At 69.6% G+C, this 12,254-nt stretch carries 15 protein-coding genes and 4 tRNA genes; 13 read left to right on the plus strand and 6 right to left on the minus strand.

What is annotated here, in order from left to right; all coding sequences use genetic code 11:
- Positions 1 to 20: 20 nt before the first annotated feature.
- From ACFY9S_RS23775 to ACFY9S_RS23790, 4 genes are all read left to right on the plus strand, one after another.
- Positions 21 to 93 (plus strand) — tRNA-Glu (locus ACFY9S_RS23775).
- A gap of 40 nt (positions 94 to 133) precedes the next feature.
- Positions 134 to 206, plus strand: a tRNA-Glu gene (locus ACFY9S_RS23780).
- Positions 207 to 226: 20 nt separating this feature from the next.
- Positions 227 to 298, plus strand: a tRNA-Gln gene (locus tag ACFY9S_RS23785).
- Positions 299 to 326: 28 nt separating this feature from the next.
- Positions 327 to 399 (plus strand) — tRNA-Glu (locus tag ACFY9S_RS23790).
- A 185-nt stretch (positions 400 to 584) separates the two neighbouring features.
- On the opposite strand, the gene ndgR is transcribed toward ACFY9S_RS23790, so the two are convergent.
- On the minus strand, positions 585 to 1,301 hold the full coding sequence (ndgR, locus tag ACFY9S_RS23795) for an IclR family transcriptional regulator NdgR (RefSeq protein WP_102910828.1): 717 nt from the start codon (positions 1,299 to 1,301) through the stop codon (positions 585 to 587).
- Positions 1,302 to 1,496: 195 nt separating this feature from the next.
- Between ndgR and leuC the strand changes: the two genes are divergently transcribed.
- The 4 genes from leuC to ACFY9S_RS23815 all read left to right on the plus strand — a co-directional run bounded on the left by leuC (position 1,497) and on the right by ACFY9S_RS23815 (position 4,810).
- The gene (gene leuC, locus ACFY9S_RS23800) at positions 1,497 to 2,924 is read left to right on the plus strand and encodes a 3-isopropylmalate dehydratase large subunit (protein ID WP_391131738.1); all 1,428 of its coding nucleotides are present in this window, start codon (positions 1,497 to 1,499) and stop codon (positions 2,922 to 2,924) included.
- 6 nt (positions 2,925 to 2,930) lie between these two features.
- On the plus strand, positions 2,931 to 3,524 hold the full coding sequence (leuD, locus tag ACFY9S_RS23805) for a 3-isopropylmalate dehydratase small subunit (RefSeq protein WP_391131740.1): 594 nt from the start codon (positions 2,931 to 2,933) through the stop codon (positions 3,522 to 3,524).
- Positions 3,525 to 3,801: 277 nt separating this feature from the next.
- Positions 3,802 to 4,032 carry a hypothetical protein gene (locus tag ACFY9S_RS23810; protein WP_391131742.1) on the plus strand — a complete coding sequence of 77 codons (231 nt, stop codon included), beginning with the start codon at positions 3,802 to 3,804 and terminating at the stop codon, positions 4,030 to 4,032.
- Between the two features lie 136 nt (positions 4,033 to 4,168).
- The gene (locus tag ACFY9S_RS23815; protein WP_030851950.1) at positions 4,169 to 4,810 is read left to right on the plus strand and encodes an HU family DNA-binding protein; all 642 of its coding nucleotides are present in this window, start codon (positions 4,169 to 4,171) and stop codon (positions 4,808 to 4,810) included.
- A 71-nt stretch (positions 4,811 to 4,881) separates the two neighbouring features.
- Here the strand turns inward: ACFY9S_RS23815 and ACFY9S_RS23820 are convergent, their stop codons facing one another.
- Both ACFY9S_RS23820 and cofC read right to left on the minus strand, forming a co-directional pair.
- Positions 4,882 to 5,085, minus strand: a complete 204-nt coding sequence (locus ACFY9S_RS23820) for a hypothetical protein (RefSeq protein WP_102910824.1) — start codon at positions 5,083 to 5,085, stop codon at positions 4,882 to 4,884.
- A gap of 9 nt (positions 5,086 to 5,094) precedes the next feature.
- On the minus strand, positions 5,095 to 5,733 hold the full coding sequence (gene cofC / locus ACFY9S_RS23825; protein WP_391131744.1) for a 2-phospho-L-lactate guanylyltransferase: 639 nt from the start codon (positions 5,731 to 5,733) through the stop codon (positions 5,095 to 5,097).
- Between the two features lie 157 nt (positions 5,734 to 5,890).
- Here cofC and ACFY9S_RS23830 point away from each other — a divergent pair, with 157 nt between their 5' ends.
- Genes ACFY9S_RS23830 through ACFY9S_RS23840 form a run of 3 tightly spaced genes read left to right on the plus strand, consistent with a single transcriptional unit; the run spans position 5,891 to position 8,924 of the window.
- Positions 5,891 to 6,700: a 1-acyl-sn-glycerol-3-phosphate acyltransferase gene (locus tag ACFY9S_RS23830; protein WP_391131746.1), complete on the plus strand. Its 810-nt coding sequence runs from the start codon at positions 5,891 to 5,893 to the stop codon at positions 6,698 to 6,700.
- A complete protein-coding gene (locus ACFY9S_RS23835; RefSeq protein ID WP_102910821.1) occupies positions 6,697 to 7,707 on the plus strand; it encodes an NAD(P)H-dependent glycerol-3-phosphate dehydrogenase in 1,011 nt (336 codons plus the stop codon). Before ACFY9S_RS23830 ends, ACFY9S_RS23835 begins: the two co-directional genes overlap by 4 nt.
- Positions 7,708 to 7,766: 59 nt before the next feature.
- The gene (locus ACFY9S_RS23840) at positions 7,767 to 8,924 is read left to right on the plus strand and encodes a D-alanine--D-alanine ligase family protein (RefSeq protein WP_355831928.1); all 1,158 of its coding nucleotides are present in this window, start codon (positions 7,767 to 7,769) and stop codon (positions 8,922 to 8,924) included.
- Positions 8,925 to 9,007: 83 nt separating this feature from the next.
- Here the strand turns inward: ACFY9S_RS23840 and ACFY9S_RS23845 are convergent, their stop codons facing one another.
- Both ACFY9S_RS23845 and ACFY9S_RS23850 read right to left on the minus strand, forming a co-directional pair.
- On the minus strand, positions 9,008 to 9,526 hold the full coding sequence (locus tag ACFY9S_RS23845; protein ID WP_391131749.1) for a DUF3515 family protein: 519 nt from the start codon (positions 9,524 to 9,526) through the stop codon (positions 9,008 to 9,010).
- 20 nt (positions 9,527 to 9,546) lie between these two features.
- Positions 9,547 to 9,780, minus strand: a complete 234-nt coding sequence (locus ACFY9S_RS23850) for an Lrp/AsnC family transcriptional regulator (RefSeq protein ID WP_037677600.1) — start codon at positions 9,778 to 9,780, stop codon at positions 9,547 to 9,549.
- 206 nt (positions 9,781 to 9,986) lie between these two features.
- Here ACFY9S_RS23850 and ACFY9S_RS23855 point away from each other — a divergent pair, with 206 nt between their 5' ends.
- Positions 9,987 to 10,952: a thiamine-phosphate kinase gene (locus ACFY9S_RS23855; RefSeq protein WP_033313188.1), complete on the plus strand. Its 966-nt coding sequence runs from the start codon at positions 9,987 to 9,989 to the stop codon at positions 10,950 to 10,952.
- Positions 10,949 to 11,746 (plus strand): bifunctional hydroxymethylpyrimidine kinase/phosphomethylpyrimidine kinase, encoded by a 798-nt coding sequence (gene thiD, locus ACFY9S_RS23860; RefSeq protein WP_391131751.1) that lies wholly within the window; start codon positions 10,949 to 10,951, stop codon positions 11,744 to 11,746. The genes ACFY9S_RS23855 and thiD overlap by 4 nt, the downstream gene beginning before the upstream one ends.
- A gap of 166 nt (positions 11,747 to 11,912) precedes the next feature.
- Here the strand turns inward: thiD and rpmB are convergent, their stop codons facing one another.
- A complete protein-coding gene (gene rpmB / locus ACFY9S_RS23865; protein ID WP_102913572.1) occupies positions 11,913 to 12,098 on the minus strand; it encodes a 50S ribosomal protein L28 in 186 nt (61 codons plus the stop codon).
- Positions 12,099 to 12,254: the final 156 nt, after the last annotated feature.

A 12,254-nucleotide genomic window follows, 5' to 3' on the forward strand; every position in this document is an offset into this window, starting at 1 on the left:
TCGCAGAGCTCATCTGCATCGCCCCCGTTGTGTAGCGGCCTAGCACGCTGCCCTCTCAAGGCAGTAGCGCCGGTTCGAATCCGGTCGGGGGTACTGGTTCCGAGCGATCGACGATCATCTCGGAACTGCTAGGGCCCCCGTTGTGTAGCGGCCTAGCACGCCGCCCTCTCAAGGCGGTAGCGCCGGTTCGAATCCGGTCGGGGGTACTGACTGGTCTAAACCACATTGGTCTATGGTGTAATTGGCAGCACGGCTGATTCTGGTTCAGTTAGTCTTGGTTCGAGTCCAGGTAGACCAGCTCGGACCTGCGGAAACGCAGTGTCCAGGCCCCCGTTGTGTAGCGGCCTAGCACGCCGCCCTCTCAAGGCGGTAGCGCCGGTTCGAATCCGGTCGGGGGTACACATCGCAGAAGGCCCCTCACTTCGGTGAGGGGCCTTCTGCGTATGCCACAGGGCCGCGGGGAACTGCGCGAACAACCACCTGACGGCCCGCACTCGACGACGAAACGGTCCCTGCCCTGGCGCTGAGTCGGGGACAGCCTGCCGCGGCGTTGAGGCGAGCCCTCCCCGAAACGTCTGGTCGCTTCAGCCGGTACGCCGCAACGCCTCGGAGAGGCGCCCCGCGGCATCGATCACGGCCTGGGCGTGCATACGGCCAGGGTGGCGGCTCAGCCGCTCGATCGGCCCGGACACCGACACCGCCGCCACCACACGGTTCGACGGCCCCCGCACCGGCGCGGACACCGACGCGACGCCCGGCTCCCGCTCACCGATCGACTGCGCCCAGCCCCGCCGCCGCACACCCGACAGGGCCGTCGCCGTGAAGCGCGCCCCCTGCAGGCCGCGGTGCAGCCGCTCCGGTTCCTCCCAGGCCATCAGGATCTGAGCCGAGGAGCCGGCCTTCATCGTGAGCGTCGAACCGACCGGGACCGTGTCCCGCAGGCCGGACAGGCGCTCCGCAGCGGCGACGCAGATGCGCATGTCGCCCTGGCGGCGATAGAGCTGCGCGCTCTCGCCCGTGATGTCCCGAAGGTGCGTGAGCACCGGACCGGCGGTGGCGAGGAGACGGTCCTCACCCGCGGCCGCCGCAAGCTCTGCCAGGCGAGGGCCGAGAATGAAACGGCCCTGCATGTCGCGCGCCACCATGCGGTGGTGTTCAAGGGCCACGGCCAGGCGGTGGGCCGTGGGTCGTGCCAGTCCGGTGGCACCGACCAGACCCGCGAGGGTGGCCGGACCGGACTCCAGAGCGCTCAGGACGAGGGCCGCCTTGTCCAGAACGCCGACGCCGCTACTGTTGTCCATGAAACGATACTTGCGTCTCACTCTGTGAAACGCAAGTTCAAATTTCCGTGGAACGCGCCACCCTGGAATCACGAAGTCACAACGGCCCGTGACGTAAGGGCCTGGTGGTGCGTGCCCGGGATCAGGGGTACGGGCACCGCCTCCTCAAGATCTCTAGTTGGGTCGGCGGACCGTAGCCGACCGGAGGGAACAGCGATGGGTAGGACACTCGCGGAGAAAGTCTGGGACGACCATGTCGTCCGGCGCGCGGAGGGCGAGCCCGACCTTCTCTTCATCGATCTGCACCTGCTGCACGAGGTGACCAGCCCGCAGGCGTTCGACGGTCTGCGCAAGAGCGGCCGTACCGTGCGCCGGCTGGACCTCACCATCGCGACCGAGGACCACAACACCCCGACCCTGGACATCGACAAGCCGATCGCGGACCCGGTCTCCCGGGTCCAGCTGGAGACGCTGCGCAAGAACGCCGCCGACTTCGGGGTGCGCCTGCACCCGCTGGGCGACGTCGAGCAGGGAGTCGTGCACGTGGTGGGCCCGCAGCTGGGTCTGACCCAGCCCGGCACCACCGTGGTGTGCGGTGACTCCCACACCTCCACGCACGGCGCTTTCGGCGCGCTGGCGTTCGGCATCGGCACCTCCCAGGTGGAGCACGTGCTGGCCACCCAGACCCTGCCGATGTCCCGCCCGAAGACCATGGCGATCACGGTCGAGGGTGAACTGCCCGACGGCGTCACCGCCAAGGACCTGATCCTGGCGATCATCGCGAAGATCGGCACGGGCGGCGGGCAGGGCTATGTCCTGGAGTACCGCGGCGAGGCCATCGAGAAGCTGTCGATGGAAGCGCGGATGACCATCTGCAACATGTCGATCGAGGCCGGGGCCCGCGCGGGCATGATCGCCCCGGACGAGACGACCTTCGCCTACCTCAAGGGCCGTCCGCACGCCCCTGAGGGCGCCGACTGGGACGCGGCGGTGGAGTACTGGAAGACGCTGCGTACGGATGAGGACGCGGTGTTCGACGCCGAGGTCGTCATCGACGCCGCCGCGCTGTCGCCGTTCGTCACCTGGGGTACCAACCCCGGGCAGGGCGCACCGCTTTCGGCGTCCGTCCCCGATCCCGCTTCGTACGAAGACGCATCGGAGCGCTTCGCCGCCGAAAAGGCCCTGGAGTACATGGGGTTGGAGGCCGGACAGCCGCTGCGTTCCATCAAGGTGGACACCGTCTTCGTAGGCTCGTGCACCAACGGCCGCATCGAGGACCTGCGCGCCGCGGCCGAACTGCTCAAGGACCGCAAAGTCGCCGACGGTGTACGGATGCTGGTCGTCCCGGGCTCCGCGCGGGTCGGTCTGCAGGCCGTCTCCGAGGGCCTGGACGTGGTGTTCAAGGAGGCCGGCGCCGAATGGCGGCACGCGGGCTGCTCGATGTGCCTGGGCATGAACCCCGACCAGCTGGCCCCCGGTGAGCGCTCCGCGTCCACCTCCAACCGCAACTTCGAGGGCCGGCAGGGCAAGGGTGGCCGCACCCACCTGGTGTCCCCGCAGGTCGCGGCCGCCACCGCCGTCCTGGGCCACCTGGCCTCCCCGGCCGACCTGTCCGCCGACGCCCCCACGCCCGCTGGAGTCTGATCACTCATGGAAGCCTTCACCACCCACACCGGCCGGGCGGTCCCGCTGCGCCGCTCCAACGTCGACACCGACCAGATCATCCCCGCCCACTGGCTCAAGAAGGTCACGCGCGACGGGTTCGAGGACGGGCTGTTCGAGGCCTGGCGCAAGGACGAGACCTTCGTGCTCAACCAGAGCGAGCGCAAGGGCGCGACCGTGCTTGTCGCCGGCCCCGACTTCGGCACCGGCTCCTCGCGTGAGCACGCCGTCTGGGCGCTGCAGAACTACGGCTTCAAGGCCGTGATCTCCTCCCGCTTCGCCGACATCTTCCGCGGCAACTCGCTCAAGAACGGCCTGCTCACGGTCGTTCTGGAGCAGAAGACCGTGGACGCGCTGTGGGAGCTCACCGAGAAGGACCCGCAGGCCGAGATCACCGTCGATCTGGAGAGCCGCGAGGTGCGCGCCGAGGGCATCACCGCCCCCTTCGAGCTGGACGAGAACTCCCGCTGGCGGCTGTTGAACGGCCTCGACGACATCTCGATCACCCTGCGGAACGAGGCGGACATCTCCGCGTACGAGGCGAAGCGCCCGGCGTTCAAGCCGCAGACCCTCCCGGTCTGACCCCAGGCACGGCCCGCCGCCTCTGGACAAGGCGACTTTCGGCCACCGCAACACCCCCTCTGTACCCCCGATCAGCCCGATCGGGGGTACAGCTGTGTCTGCACCCGAACGGCCCTGCCCACCCCCTGTTCGGCTGCCAACTTCCCGCGTTATACCGGTGGTTGCTGGGGTACGCGAGGGGTACAGCCGTGACTTCCACGTGTGCCCGGGAGGCCGTTTGAGGCGTCAGTTGTCCCCTGCGCAGGCGACAACTCGCCCCAGATGGCACAATCTGTGCATGGAACACGACGGCCAACTCGAGCTCTATGCGGCAGTCGCGGACCAACTCAAGGAAGCGCACACAAAGGTGCGCGCACTGCAAGTCCCGGAGGGCGTACGGATGGCGCTGACCCGGAAGCTGCTGGTCATTACGGCCGCGGCCAAGCACGATCTCGCCGACGCGGCAAGGCGGCTGGAGCGGTTCTCCGTGGACCTCGACGAGGGACGAATCCCCGACGAGGAACGCTGAACCCCGCGACACCATCGAGTTCGTTGCGGCACAAGGGTGATAAGCCCGTTTCGTGTTTGATTTGCGGTATATATCTGCCTAACGTGCGAAAAAGCTTGAACACTTTCGTTCTGGCGATGTCTCCGAAGGGGAAGACGTGAACAAGGCGCAGCTCGTAGAAGCGATTGCCGACAAGATGGGCGGCCGCCAGCAGGCCGCCGATGCCGTCGACCATGTACTGGACGCCATCGTCCGCGCGGTCGTCTCGGGTGAGCGGGTCTCGGTCACCGGCTTCGGTTCGTTCGAGAAGGTCGACCGTCCGGCCCGGTACGCCCGTAACCCGCAGACGGGCGAGCGTGTTCGGGTCAAGAAGACCTCCGTTCCGCGCTTCCGTGCCGGTCAGGGCTTCAAGGACCTGGTCAGCGGCTCGAAGAAGCTCCCCCGCGGCGGCGAGGTCTCCGTCAAGAAGGCGCCGAAGGGCAGCCTGACCGGCGGTGCCGGCGCGACGGTCAAGAAGGCCGCCGCGAAGAAGGCGACCACGAAGTCGGCCGCCGCCAAGAAGACCACCGCCAAGAAGACGACGGCGAAGAAGGCCACCACGAAGACCGCGGCCGCCAAGAAGACCACGGCGAAGAAGGCGCCCGCCAAGAAGACCACGGCGACGTCCAAGACCACCGCCGCGAAGAAGACCACCGCGAAGAAGGCCCCGGCGAAGAAGGCCACGGCCAAGAAGGCGCCCGCCAAGAAGTCGACGGCGCGCAAGACCACCGCCAAGAAGACCACCGCCCGCAAGAAGTAAGGGCGCTGGAGTACTCACGCGCCGGGCCGGACTCCGCACGGAGTCCGGCCCGCGGCGTGTTCAAGGAGTGGTCAGAGGGTCTGCAGGGTCACCAGAGTGATCCGGGGCGCGTCCTTCGCGCCCTCCACCTCGATGCGCACCCGCTGGCCCGCGCGCAGCAGTCTGAGGCCCCCCGCGTCGAACGCGGCCGCGTCGAAGGGCAGTGGGGTGCCGTCGTCCAGAAGCACCTGCCCGCTGCGGCTTTCGGGGTCGTACGTGTACGCGGTCGCCTGCATGGCCGCAGCCTACTGCCCGGGTATCAGCAATCGCGCGGCGGCCGCGGCCGTATGAGGGCCGACTCCCAGGGCCAGTGCGCTGCGCAGGTCCTCGCCGGTGTCCACGTCCTGGCGTACGGAATCCACCGCGGTGAGCGGTAGTTCCACGGCGCCGGTGGCACGGTGCCGGGCCCTGGAATCCGTGCCGAAGGCCGGGCGCAATTCACGGCCCGGAGCGGCGGTCAGCAGAGTTGTGCCGATTGCGGCCGCGTCCGGGAGAAACGCGCGCGGGAATTCAGCGGCCGCATCGAGTACCCGGGACAATTCCGTGGGGCGCAGGGCCGGCAGATCGGCGTTGAGCGCGGCCACGGCACGGGCCGGACGGGCCGACCGTACGACCCGCGTCGCGTGTGCGAGGGCGGCGTTGAGGCCGCCGCCCGGCTCGTCGGGAACGATCGCGGCGCCCAGTGCCGCCAGCTCGCGGCCCGCACGGGCGTCGTCCGTGACGACTGCCACATCCCCCACCGCCGGGCAGGCCAGCGCGGCCGCCACCGTGTCCTGGGCGAAGGCCAGCGCCAGGTCCGGCCGCAGCCCGTCGTCCGCGGTGTCCGCAAGCCTGCTCTTGGCCTGGGCCAGGGGCTTCAGGGGTACGACCAGGGTCCACTGCACGGGTGTTCCGTCCTCCTCTTGTCACGGTCATTGTCACCCGGGGCATCGGGTGGGCGGCGTGCCGGGGCGTACGGTGTTCTCGACAGACCGGCGGCCTGGGGCGACACTTGTGCGGGCCCCGTGGCCCCGGCTTCACGCCCTAGAGGAAGGTGTCCGCGTGCCCCGCCGCAGAATCGGCTTCTGGTACCGCTTCGCCGCGGTGATCTGCAAACCGCCGCTGGTGGTTCTGCTCAAGCGGGACTGGCGTGGAATGGAGAACATTCCGACCGAGGGTGGATTTATCACTGCGGTGAACCACAATTCGCACATCGACCCCTTCGGTTACGCGCACTTTCAGTACAACACCGGGCGCGTCCCGCGATTCCTCGCGAAGAGCGGGCTTTTCAGGAAGGGATTCGTCGGGGCCGCGATGCGGGGCACCGGGCAGATCCCCGTCTACCGCGAGAGCACGGACGCGCTGAGCGCTTTCCGGGCCGCGATCGAGGCCGTGGACCGCGGGGAATGCGTCGCCTTCTATCCCGAGGGCACCCTCACCCGCGACCCGGACGGCTGGCCCATGACCGGCAAGACCGGGGCCGCGCGGGTCGCGCTGCAGACCAAGTGCCCGGTGATCCCCGTGGCCCAGTGGGGCTGCAACGAGCTGCTGCCGCCGTACGCGAAGAAGCCGCACCTTCTGCCGCGCAAGACGCACCGCGTGCTCGCCGGGCCGCCCGTGGACCTCGCGCGGTTCTACGACCGGGAGATGACCGCGGATCTGCTGAAGGAGGCCACGGAGGTCATCATGGCCGCCGTCACCGGTCAGCTGGAGCTGATCCGCGGCGAGAAGGCGCCCGAGACGCCGTACGACCCGCGCCGGGAGCGGGTCGAGCAGCGGCGCCGCACGCAGACACAGACGCAAACACAGACGCAGACGCAGACGCACCAGAAGTCCGGGCAGACCGTGCAGGAAGAGGGGCTGGGCAAGTGAGCAAGCCGGTCAAGGCGGCGGTCCTGAGCGCCGGTTCGTGGGGTACGGCCTTCGGCATGGTGCTCGCCGACGCGGGGTGCGAGGTCACCCTGTGGGCGCGCCGCCCGGAGGTCGTGGAGGCGATCAACTCCTCGCGGACCAATCCCGACTACTTCCCGGGCGTCGAGCTCCCGGAGAACGTGCGGGCCACCGCCGATCCCGCGCAGGCCGCGGCGGACGCCGACTTCACGGTCCTGTCGGTGCCCTCGCAGACCCTGCGCGGCAACCTCGCCGACTGGAGCCCCCTGCTGGCCCCCGACACGGTCCTCGTGTCGCTGATGAAGGGCGTCGAGCTCGGCTCCGCGATGCGGATGAGCGAGGTCATCGACGACGTCGCCAAGGTCGGCCCGGACCGGATCGCCGTGGTGACGGGGCCCAACCTGGCCCGGGAGATCGCCGCGCGGATGCCGGCCGCGGCCGTGGTCGCCTGCACCGACGAGGCCGTGGCGCAGCGGCTCCAGACCGCCTGCCACACGCCGTACTTCCGTCCGTACACCAATACGGACGTGGTGGGCTGCGAACTGGGCGGAGCCGTGAAGAACGTCATCGGCCTCGCCGTGGGCATCGCGGACGGCATGGGACTCGGCGACAACGCCAAGGGCTCGCTCATCACCCGCGGCCTCGCCGAGACCACCCGGCTCGGTATGGCACTCGGCGCCGACCCGCTGACCTTCTCCGGACTCGCGGGCCTGGGCGACCTGGTGGCCACCTGCTCCTCGCCGCTGTCGCGCAACCACACCTTCGGCACCAACCTCGGCAAGGGCATGACCCTGCAGGAGACCATCGCCGTCACCAAGCAGACCGCCGAGGGCGTCAAGTCCTGTGAGTCGGTGCTCGATCTGGCCCGCAGGCACGGCGTCGACATGCCGATCACGGAGACCGTCGTCGACATCGTGCACGAGGGCAAGCCCCCGGTGGTGGCCCTCAAGGAGCTGATGTCGCGCAGCGCGAAGCCGGAACGACGCTGAGCGACGCGAGACCGACGGCGCTTACTGCGGGCCCTACCAACGGGTACCCTCAACGCGATATGAGCACCGAGAACCTCCCCCAGAGCCCCGAGCAGCCGCCTCGCAAGCCGCGTGTGGCCGTCGTGTTCGGCGGGCGCAGCTCCGAACACGGGATCTCCGTGGTCACGGCCGGCGCCGTCCTCAAGGCCATCGACCGGACGAAGTACGACGTCCTGCCGATCGGCATCACGCAGGACGGGCGTTGGGCGCTCACTGCGGACGAACCGGAGCGGATGGCGATCGTCGACCGGCGCCCGCCGAGCGTCGACCTGCTCGCCGAGTCCGCCGAGGGCGCGGTGATCCTCCCCGTCGACCCCGCCAGCCGCGAAGTCGTCTACAGCGAGCCGGGATCGGTGCCCAAGGCCCTCGGCGAGGTCGACGTGGTCTTCCCGGTGCTGCACGGCCCCTACGGCGAGGACGGCACTCTGCAGGGTCTTCTGGAGCTCTCCGGCGTCCCGTACGTGGGTTCGGGCGTGCTCGCCTCGGCCGTGGGCCAGGACAAGGAGTACATGAAGCGGGTGTTCACCTCCTTCGGGCTGAAGGTGGGCCCGTACGTGGTGATCCGCCCGCGCGAGTGGGAGCGCGACGAGGCCGCCGCCCGCAAGAAGATCGTCGACTTCGCCGGCGAGCACGGCTGGCCGCTGTTCGTGAAGCCCTCACGGGCCGGTTCCTCGATCGGCATCACCAAGGTCGACGACCTCTCCGGCCTCGACGAGGCGATCGCCGAGGCCCGGCGGCACGATCCCAAGATCCTCGTGGAGGCCGCGCTGCGCGGCCGTGAGATCGAGTGCGGTGTCCTGGAGTTCGAGGACGGCCCCCGGGCCTCCCTCCCCGCGGAGATCCCCCCGCCCGAGGCGCAGGCGTACTACGACTTCGAGGCCAAGTACATCGACTCCACCCCGGGTCTCGTCCCGGCCCCCCTCACTCCCGAGGAGACGGCCGAGGTCCAGCGCCTGGCGGTCGACGCGTTCGAGGCGGCGTCCTGCGAGGGCCTGGTCCGCGCGGACTTCTTCCTCACCGAGGACGGCGAGTTCGTGATCAACGAGATCAACACGATGCCCGGCTTCACGCCCATCTCGATGTATCCGCAGATGTGGCAGGCGAGCGGGGTGAGCTACCCGGAGCTGATCGACCTGCTGGTGCGGGCGGCACTGCGGCGGTCGACGGGCCTGCGCTGACCCGACTCTCAAGGGGCGCCGGGGAACTGCGCGACCAGCCACGCACGGCCCGCAGACTCAAGACGAGGTTGCCATCACGGCGCTCAGGAGGCGATCCCCTCGGGGATCGCCTCCTTCACGGCCGAGGCCAGATCGATCAGCACACTCGAACTGTCCACGCCCTCCGGCGCCCGGACCTCGACGTAGGCCTCACGGTTGGCGGTGGTGAACACGTACCCGTCGTCGTCCTGCTTCTCCATCAGCCAGTCGACCCCGTTCACGCCCCCGGCGACCGCATCCGGATCCCGCCCCTCCGCCACCTTCGGGTCGATCATCTCGGGCGGCTGCGGCACACCGCAGCGCAGTATGATCGCCGGGCTGCCCCAGCTCGCCGTCAGCGCCGACGCGGGCTCGGGATCCTCACGGCGCTCACCGTTCACCTTCGCCGGCAGTACCTTGTCCAGGTTCCGGCACAGTTCCGCGACCTTCGCGTCCGGACTGGGAACCGCCGCCGACGCGCTGTCGTCTGCTGAGGAGCAGCCCGCAACAGTGATCAACAGCGCGACAGCGGGCAGGCGGTACACGCGGAGGACACAAGGGTGCCGGTGACGGAAAGAGCTCACCGGCACAGGGTAGACGGGGGCTACAGATGGACGACCGGACAGGTCAGGGTGCGGGTGATGCCGTCCACCTGCTGGACCTTGGCGACCACCATGCGGCCGAGGTCGTCGACGGTGTCGGCCTGCGCCCGCACGATCACGTCGTACGGTCCCGTCACGTCTTCGGCCTGGACGACCCCAGGGATCTTGCTGATCGTCTCGGCGACGGTCGACGCCTTGCCGACCTCCGTCTGGATCAGGATGTACGCCTGTACCACGGAACCTCCAGGGCGGCCACGAGGATCATGTGGGGAAAAGGAACGCCACGGTATCGCGTCGCCGCTCGCCGCGGGGAGACCTGCGGGGACCGGGTCTTGCGCGCCGAGGTGCAGGTCCGGCAGAACGTGCCGGTCACTTCGACCGTAGCGAGGACTGAGATGCCTCGCGACCGGGCACGGACAGGGACAGAAGGGGAGAAAGGGCAATGAAGGGCACTGTTGGTGAGCTCGGTGAGTTCGGGCTCATCAGGGAGCTCACCTCCCGTCTGACCACCACCCCGGCGGTCCGGGTAGGCCCCGGCGACGACGCCGCCGTGGTGGCCGCACCCGACCGCAGGGTCGTGGCGAGCACGGACATCCTGGTGGAGGGCCGGCACTTCCGGCGTGACTGGTCGACGGCCTACGACGTGGGCCGCAAGGCGGCCGCGCAGAACCTCGCCGACATCGCCGCCATGGGAGCCGTACCGACCGCGCTGCTGCTCGGCCTGGTCGTCCCGGCCGAACTGCCGGTCACGTGGCCGAGCGAGCTGATGGACGGCCTGCGTGACGAATGCCAGGTGGCGGGCGCCGCCGTGGTCGGCGGTGATGTCGTACGCGGCGACTCGATCATGGTGTCGATCACCGCGCTCGGCGATCTGCGCAACCAGGAGCCGGTGACGCGGGCGGGCGCCCGGCCCGGCGATCGCGTCGCGGTGACCGGCTGGCTGGGCTGGTCGGCCGCCGGGTACGCGGTGCTGTCGCGGGGGTTCCGCTCGCCGCGGGCGTTCGTGGAGGCGCACCGGAGGCCCGAGCCGCCGTACCACGCGGGTCCGGCCGCCGCCGGGCTCGGGGCGACCGCGATGTGCGACGTGAGCGACGGGCTGATCGCCGACCTCGGGCACATCGCCGAGGCGAGCAAGGTGCGGATCGACATCCGCTCCGGGGCGATCGACATCCCGTCCCAGATGAACGACATCGGCCAGGCCGTCGGGGTCGACCCCATGCAGTGGGTGCTGACCGGGGGAGAGGACCACGCGATCGTGGCGACCTTCCCGCCGGACGTGAAGCTGCCCGCCCGCTGGAAGGTCATCGGCGAGGTCCTCAACCCCTCGGCGCTGCCCCAGGTGACGGTCGACGGGGCACCGTGGACCAGCAAGGGCGGCTGGGACCACTTCGGGGACATAGAGTCATGATCCCGGGCGTCCTGACGGTGGCGGGCTCCGACTCCGGCGGAGGCGCGGGCATCCAGGCCGACCTCAAGACGATGCTCGCGCTCGGCGTGCACGGCATGAGCGTCGTCACGGCGGTGACCGCGCAGAACTCCCTCGGCGTGCAGGGGGCTTGGGAACTGCCTGTGGAGGCCGTGCGGGCCCAGTACCGCAGCGTCGTCGACGACATCGGTGTCCGGGCGGTCAAGACCGGGATGCTGGCCTCCGCGGAACTCGTGGAGGCCGTCGCCGAGTTGATCGCGGAGACGGACGCCCCTGCCGTGGTCGACCCGGTGGGGGTCTCCAAGCACGGAGACGCCCTGCTCGCCGCCTCCGCGCTGGACTCCGTCCGTACGAAGCTGCTGCCGGTGGCCACGGTCGCCACACCGAACCTCGACGAGGTGGCCCAGATCACGGGCGTACGGGTCGAGTCGGAAGGGGAGATGCGGCAGGCCGCTGCGGCCGTCCTCGCGTACGGACCGCGCTGGGCGCTGATCAAGGGCGGGCACCTGCCCGGCGACGCCGTCGATCTGCTCACGGACGGATCCGAGGAGCACTGGTTGCGGGCGCCCAGGCACGACAACCGCCACACCCACGGCACCGGCTGCACCCTCGCCTCGGCGATCGCCTCCCAGCTCGCCAAGGGGCAGTCCGTTCCGGAGGCGGTGGCGGCGGCGAAGGAGTACGTCACCGGGGCCGTCGCGGCCGGCTTCGCGCTCGGCGGGGGGATCGGCCCGGTGGATCACGGCTGGCGCTTCCGGGCGGGGTCCGAGCGCTGATGTGCGAGAGCTGAGCACTGAGGTGCGGGACCTGAGCGCTGAGGTGCGGCATCTGAGCGCTGACGCGCGGGGATCGACCGCTGATGTCCGGCATGGCAAAGAGCCGGTCCACCAGAGGTGGACCGGCTCTGCAGCGAACCAGCAGTGGCCGCGCGCTAGCTGAGCGTCAGCGCGAGACCTTGCCGGCCTTGATGCACGAGGTGCAAGCGTTCAGGCGCTTCGGCGTCCCGCCCACCACGGTACGCACACGCTGGATGTTCGGGTTCCAGCGACGGGGCGTACGGCGGTGCGAGTGCGAGATGTTGTTGCCGAAGCCCGGCCCCTTGCCGCAGACGTCGCAGTTGGCAGCCACGGGTCACTCCAAAGACTTCAGATGCACTTACGGTTGATCCCGGCAGGCCGGGATCAAGATTCTCGGGCTTTGCGAAGCCGGTCGAAATCTGAGTGGCGTTGCCAGGGGGAAGGCCCGATCAGATCGGGCAACCGGAGCAGCATACAACGGCTGCAC

Origin of the sequence: Streptomyces sp. NPDC012474 (assembly GCF_042955185.1) — a bacterium.
GTDB classification, from domain to species: Bacteria; Actinomycetota; Actinomycetes; order Streptomycetales; family Streptomycetaceae; genus Streptomyces; species Streptomyces cahuitamycinicus.

Excerpts from the sequence above, each read along its gene's own strand:
- thiD (WP_391131751.1), top strand. The coding sequence starts at position 10,949 with ATGATCCCGGGCGTCCTGACGGTGGCGGGCTCCGACTCCGGCGGAGGC.
- leuC (WP_391131738.1), top strand. The coding sequence starts at position 1,497 with ATGGGTAGGACACTCGCGGAGAAAGTCTGGGACGACCATGTCGTCCGG.
- ACFY9S_RS23855 (WP_033313188.1), top strand. The coding sequence starts at position 9,987 with ATGAAGGGCACTGTTGGTGAGCTCGGTGAGTTCGGGCTCATCAGGGAG.
- ACFY9S_RS23810 (WP_391131742.1), top strand. The coding sequence starts at position 3,802 with ATGGAACACGACGGCCAACTCGAGCTCTATGCGGCAGTCGCGGACCAA.
- ndgR (WP_102910828.1), bottom strand. The coding sequence starts at position 1,301 with ATGGACAACAGTAGCGGCGTCGGCGTTCTGGACAAGGCGGCCCTCGTC.
- leuD (WP_391131740.1), top strand. The coding sequence starts at position 2,931 with ATGGAAGCCTTCACCACCCACACCGGCCGGGCGGTCCCGCTGCGCCGC.
- ACFY9S_RS23840 (WP_355831928.1), top strand. The coding sequence starts at position 7,767 with ATGAGCACCGAGAACCTCCCCCAGAGCCCCGAGCAGCCGCCTCGCAAG.
- ACFY9S_RS23820 (WP_102910824.1), bottom strand. The coding sequence starts at position 5,085 with ATGCAGGCGACCGCGTACACGTACGACCCCGAAAGCCGCAGCGGGCAG.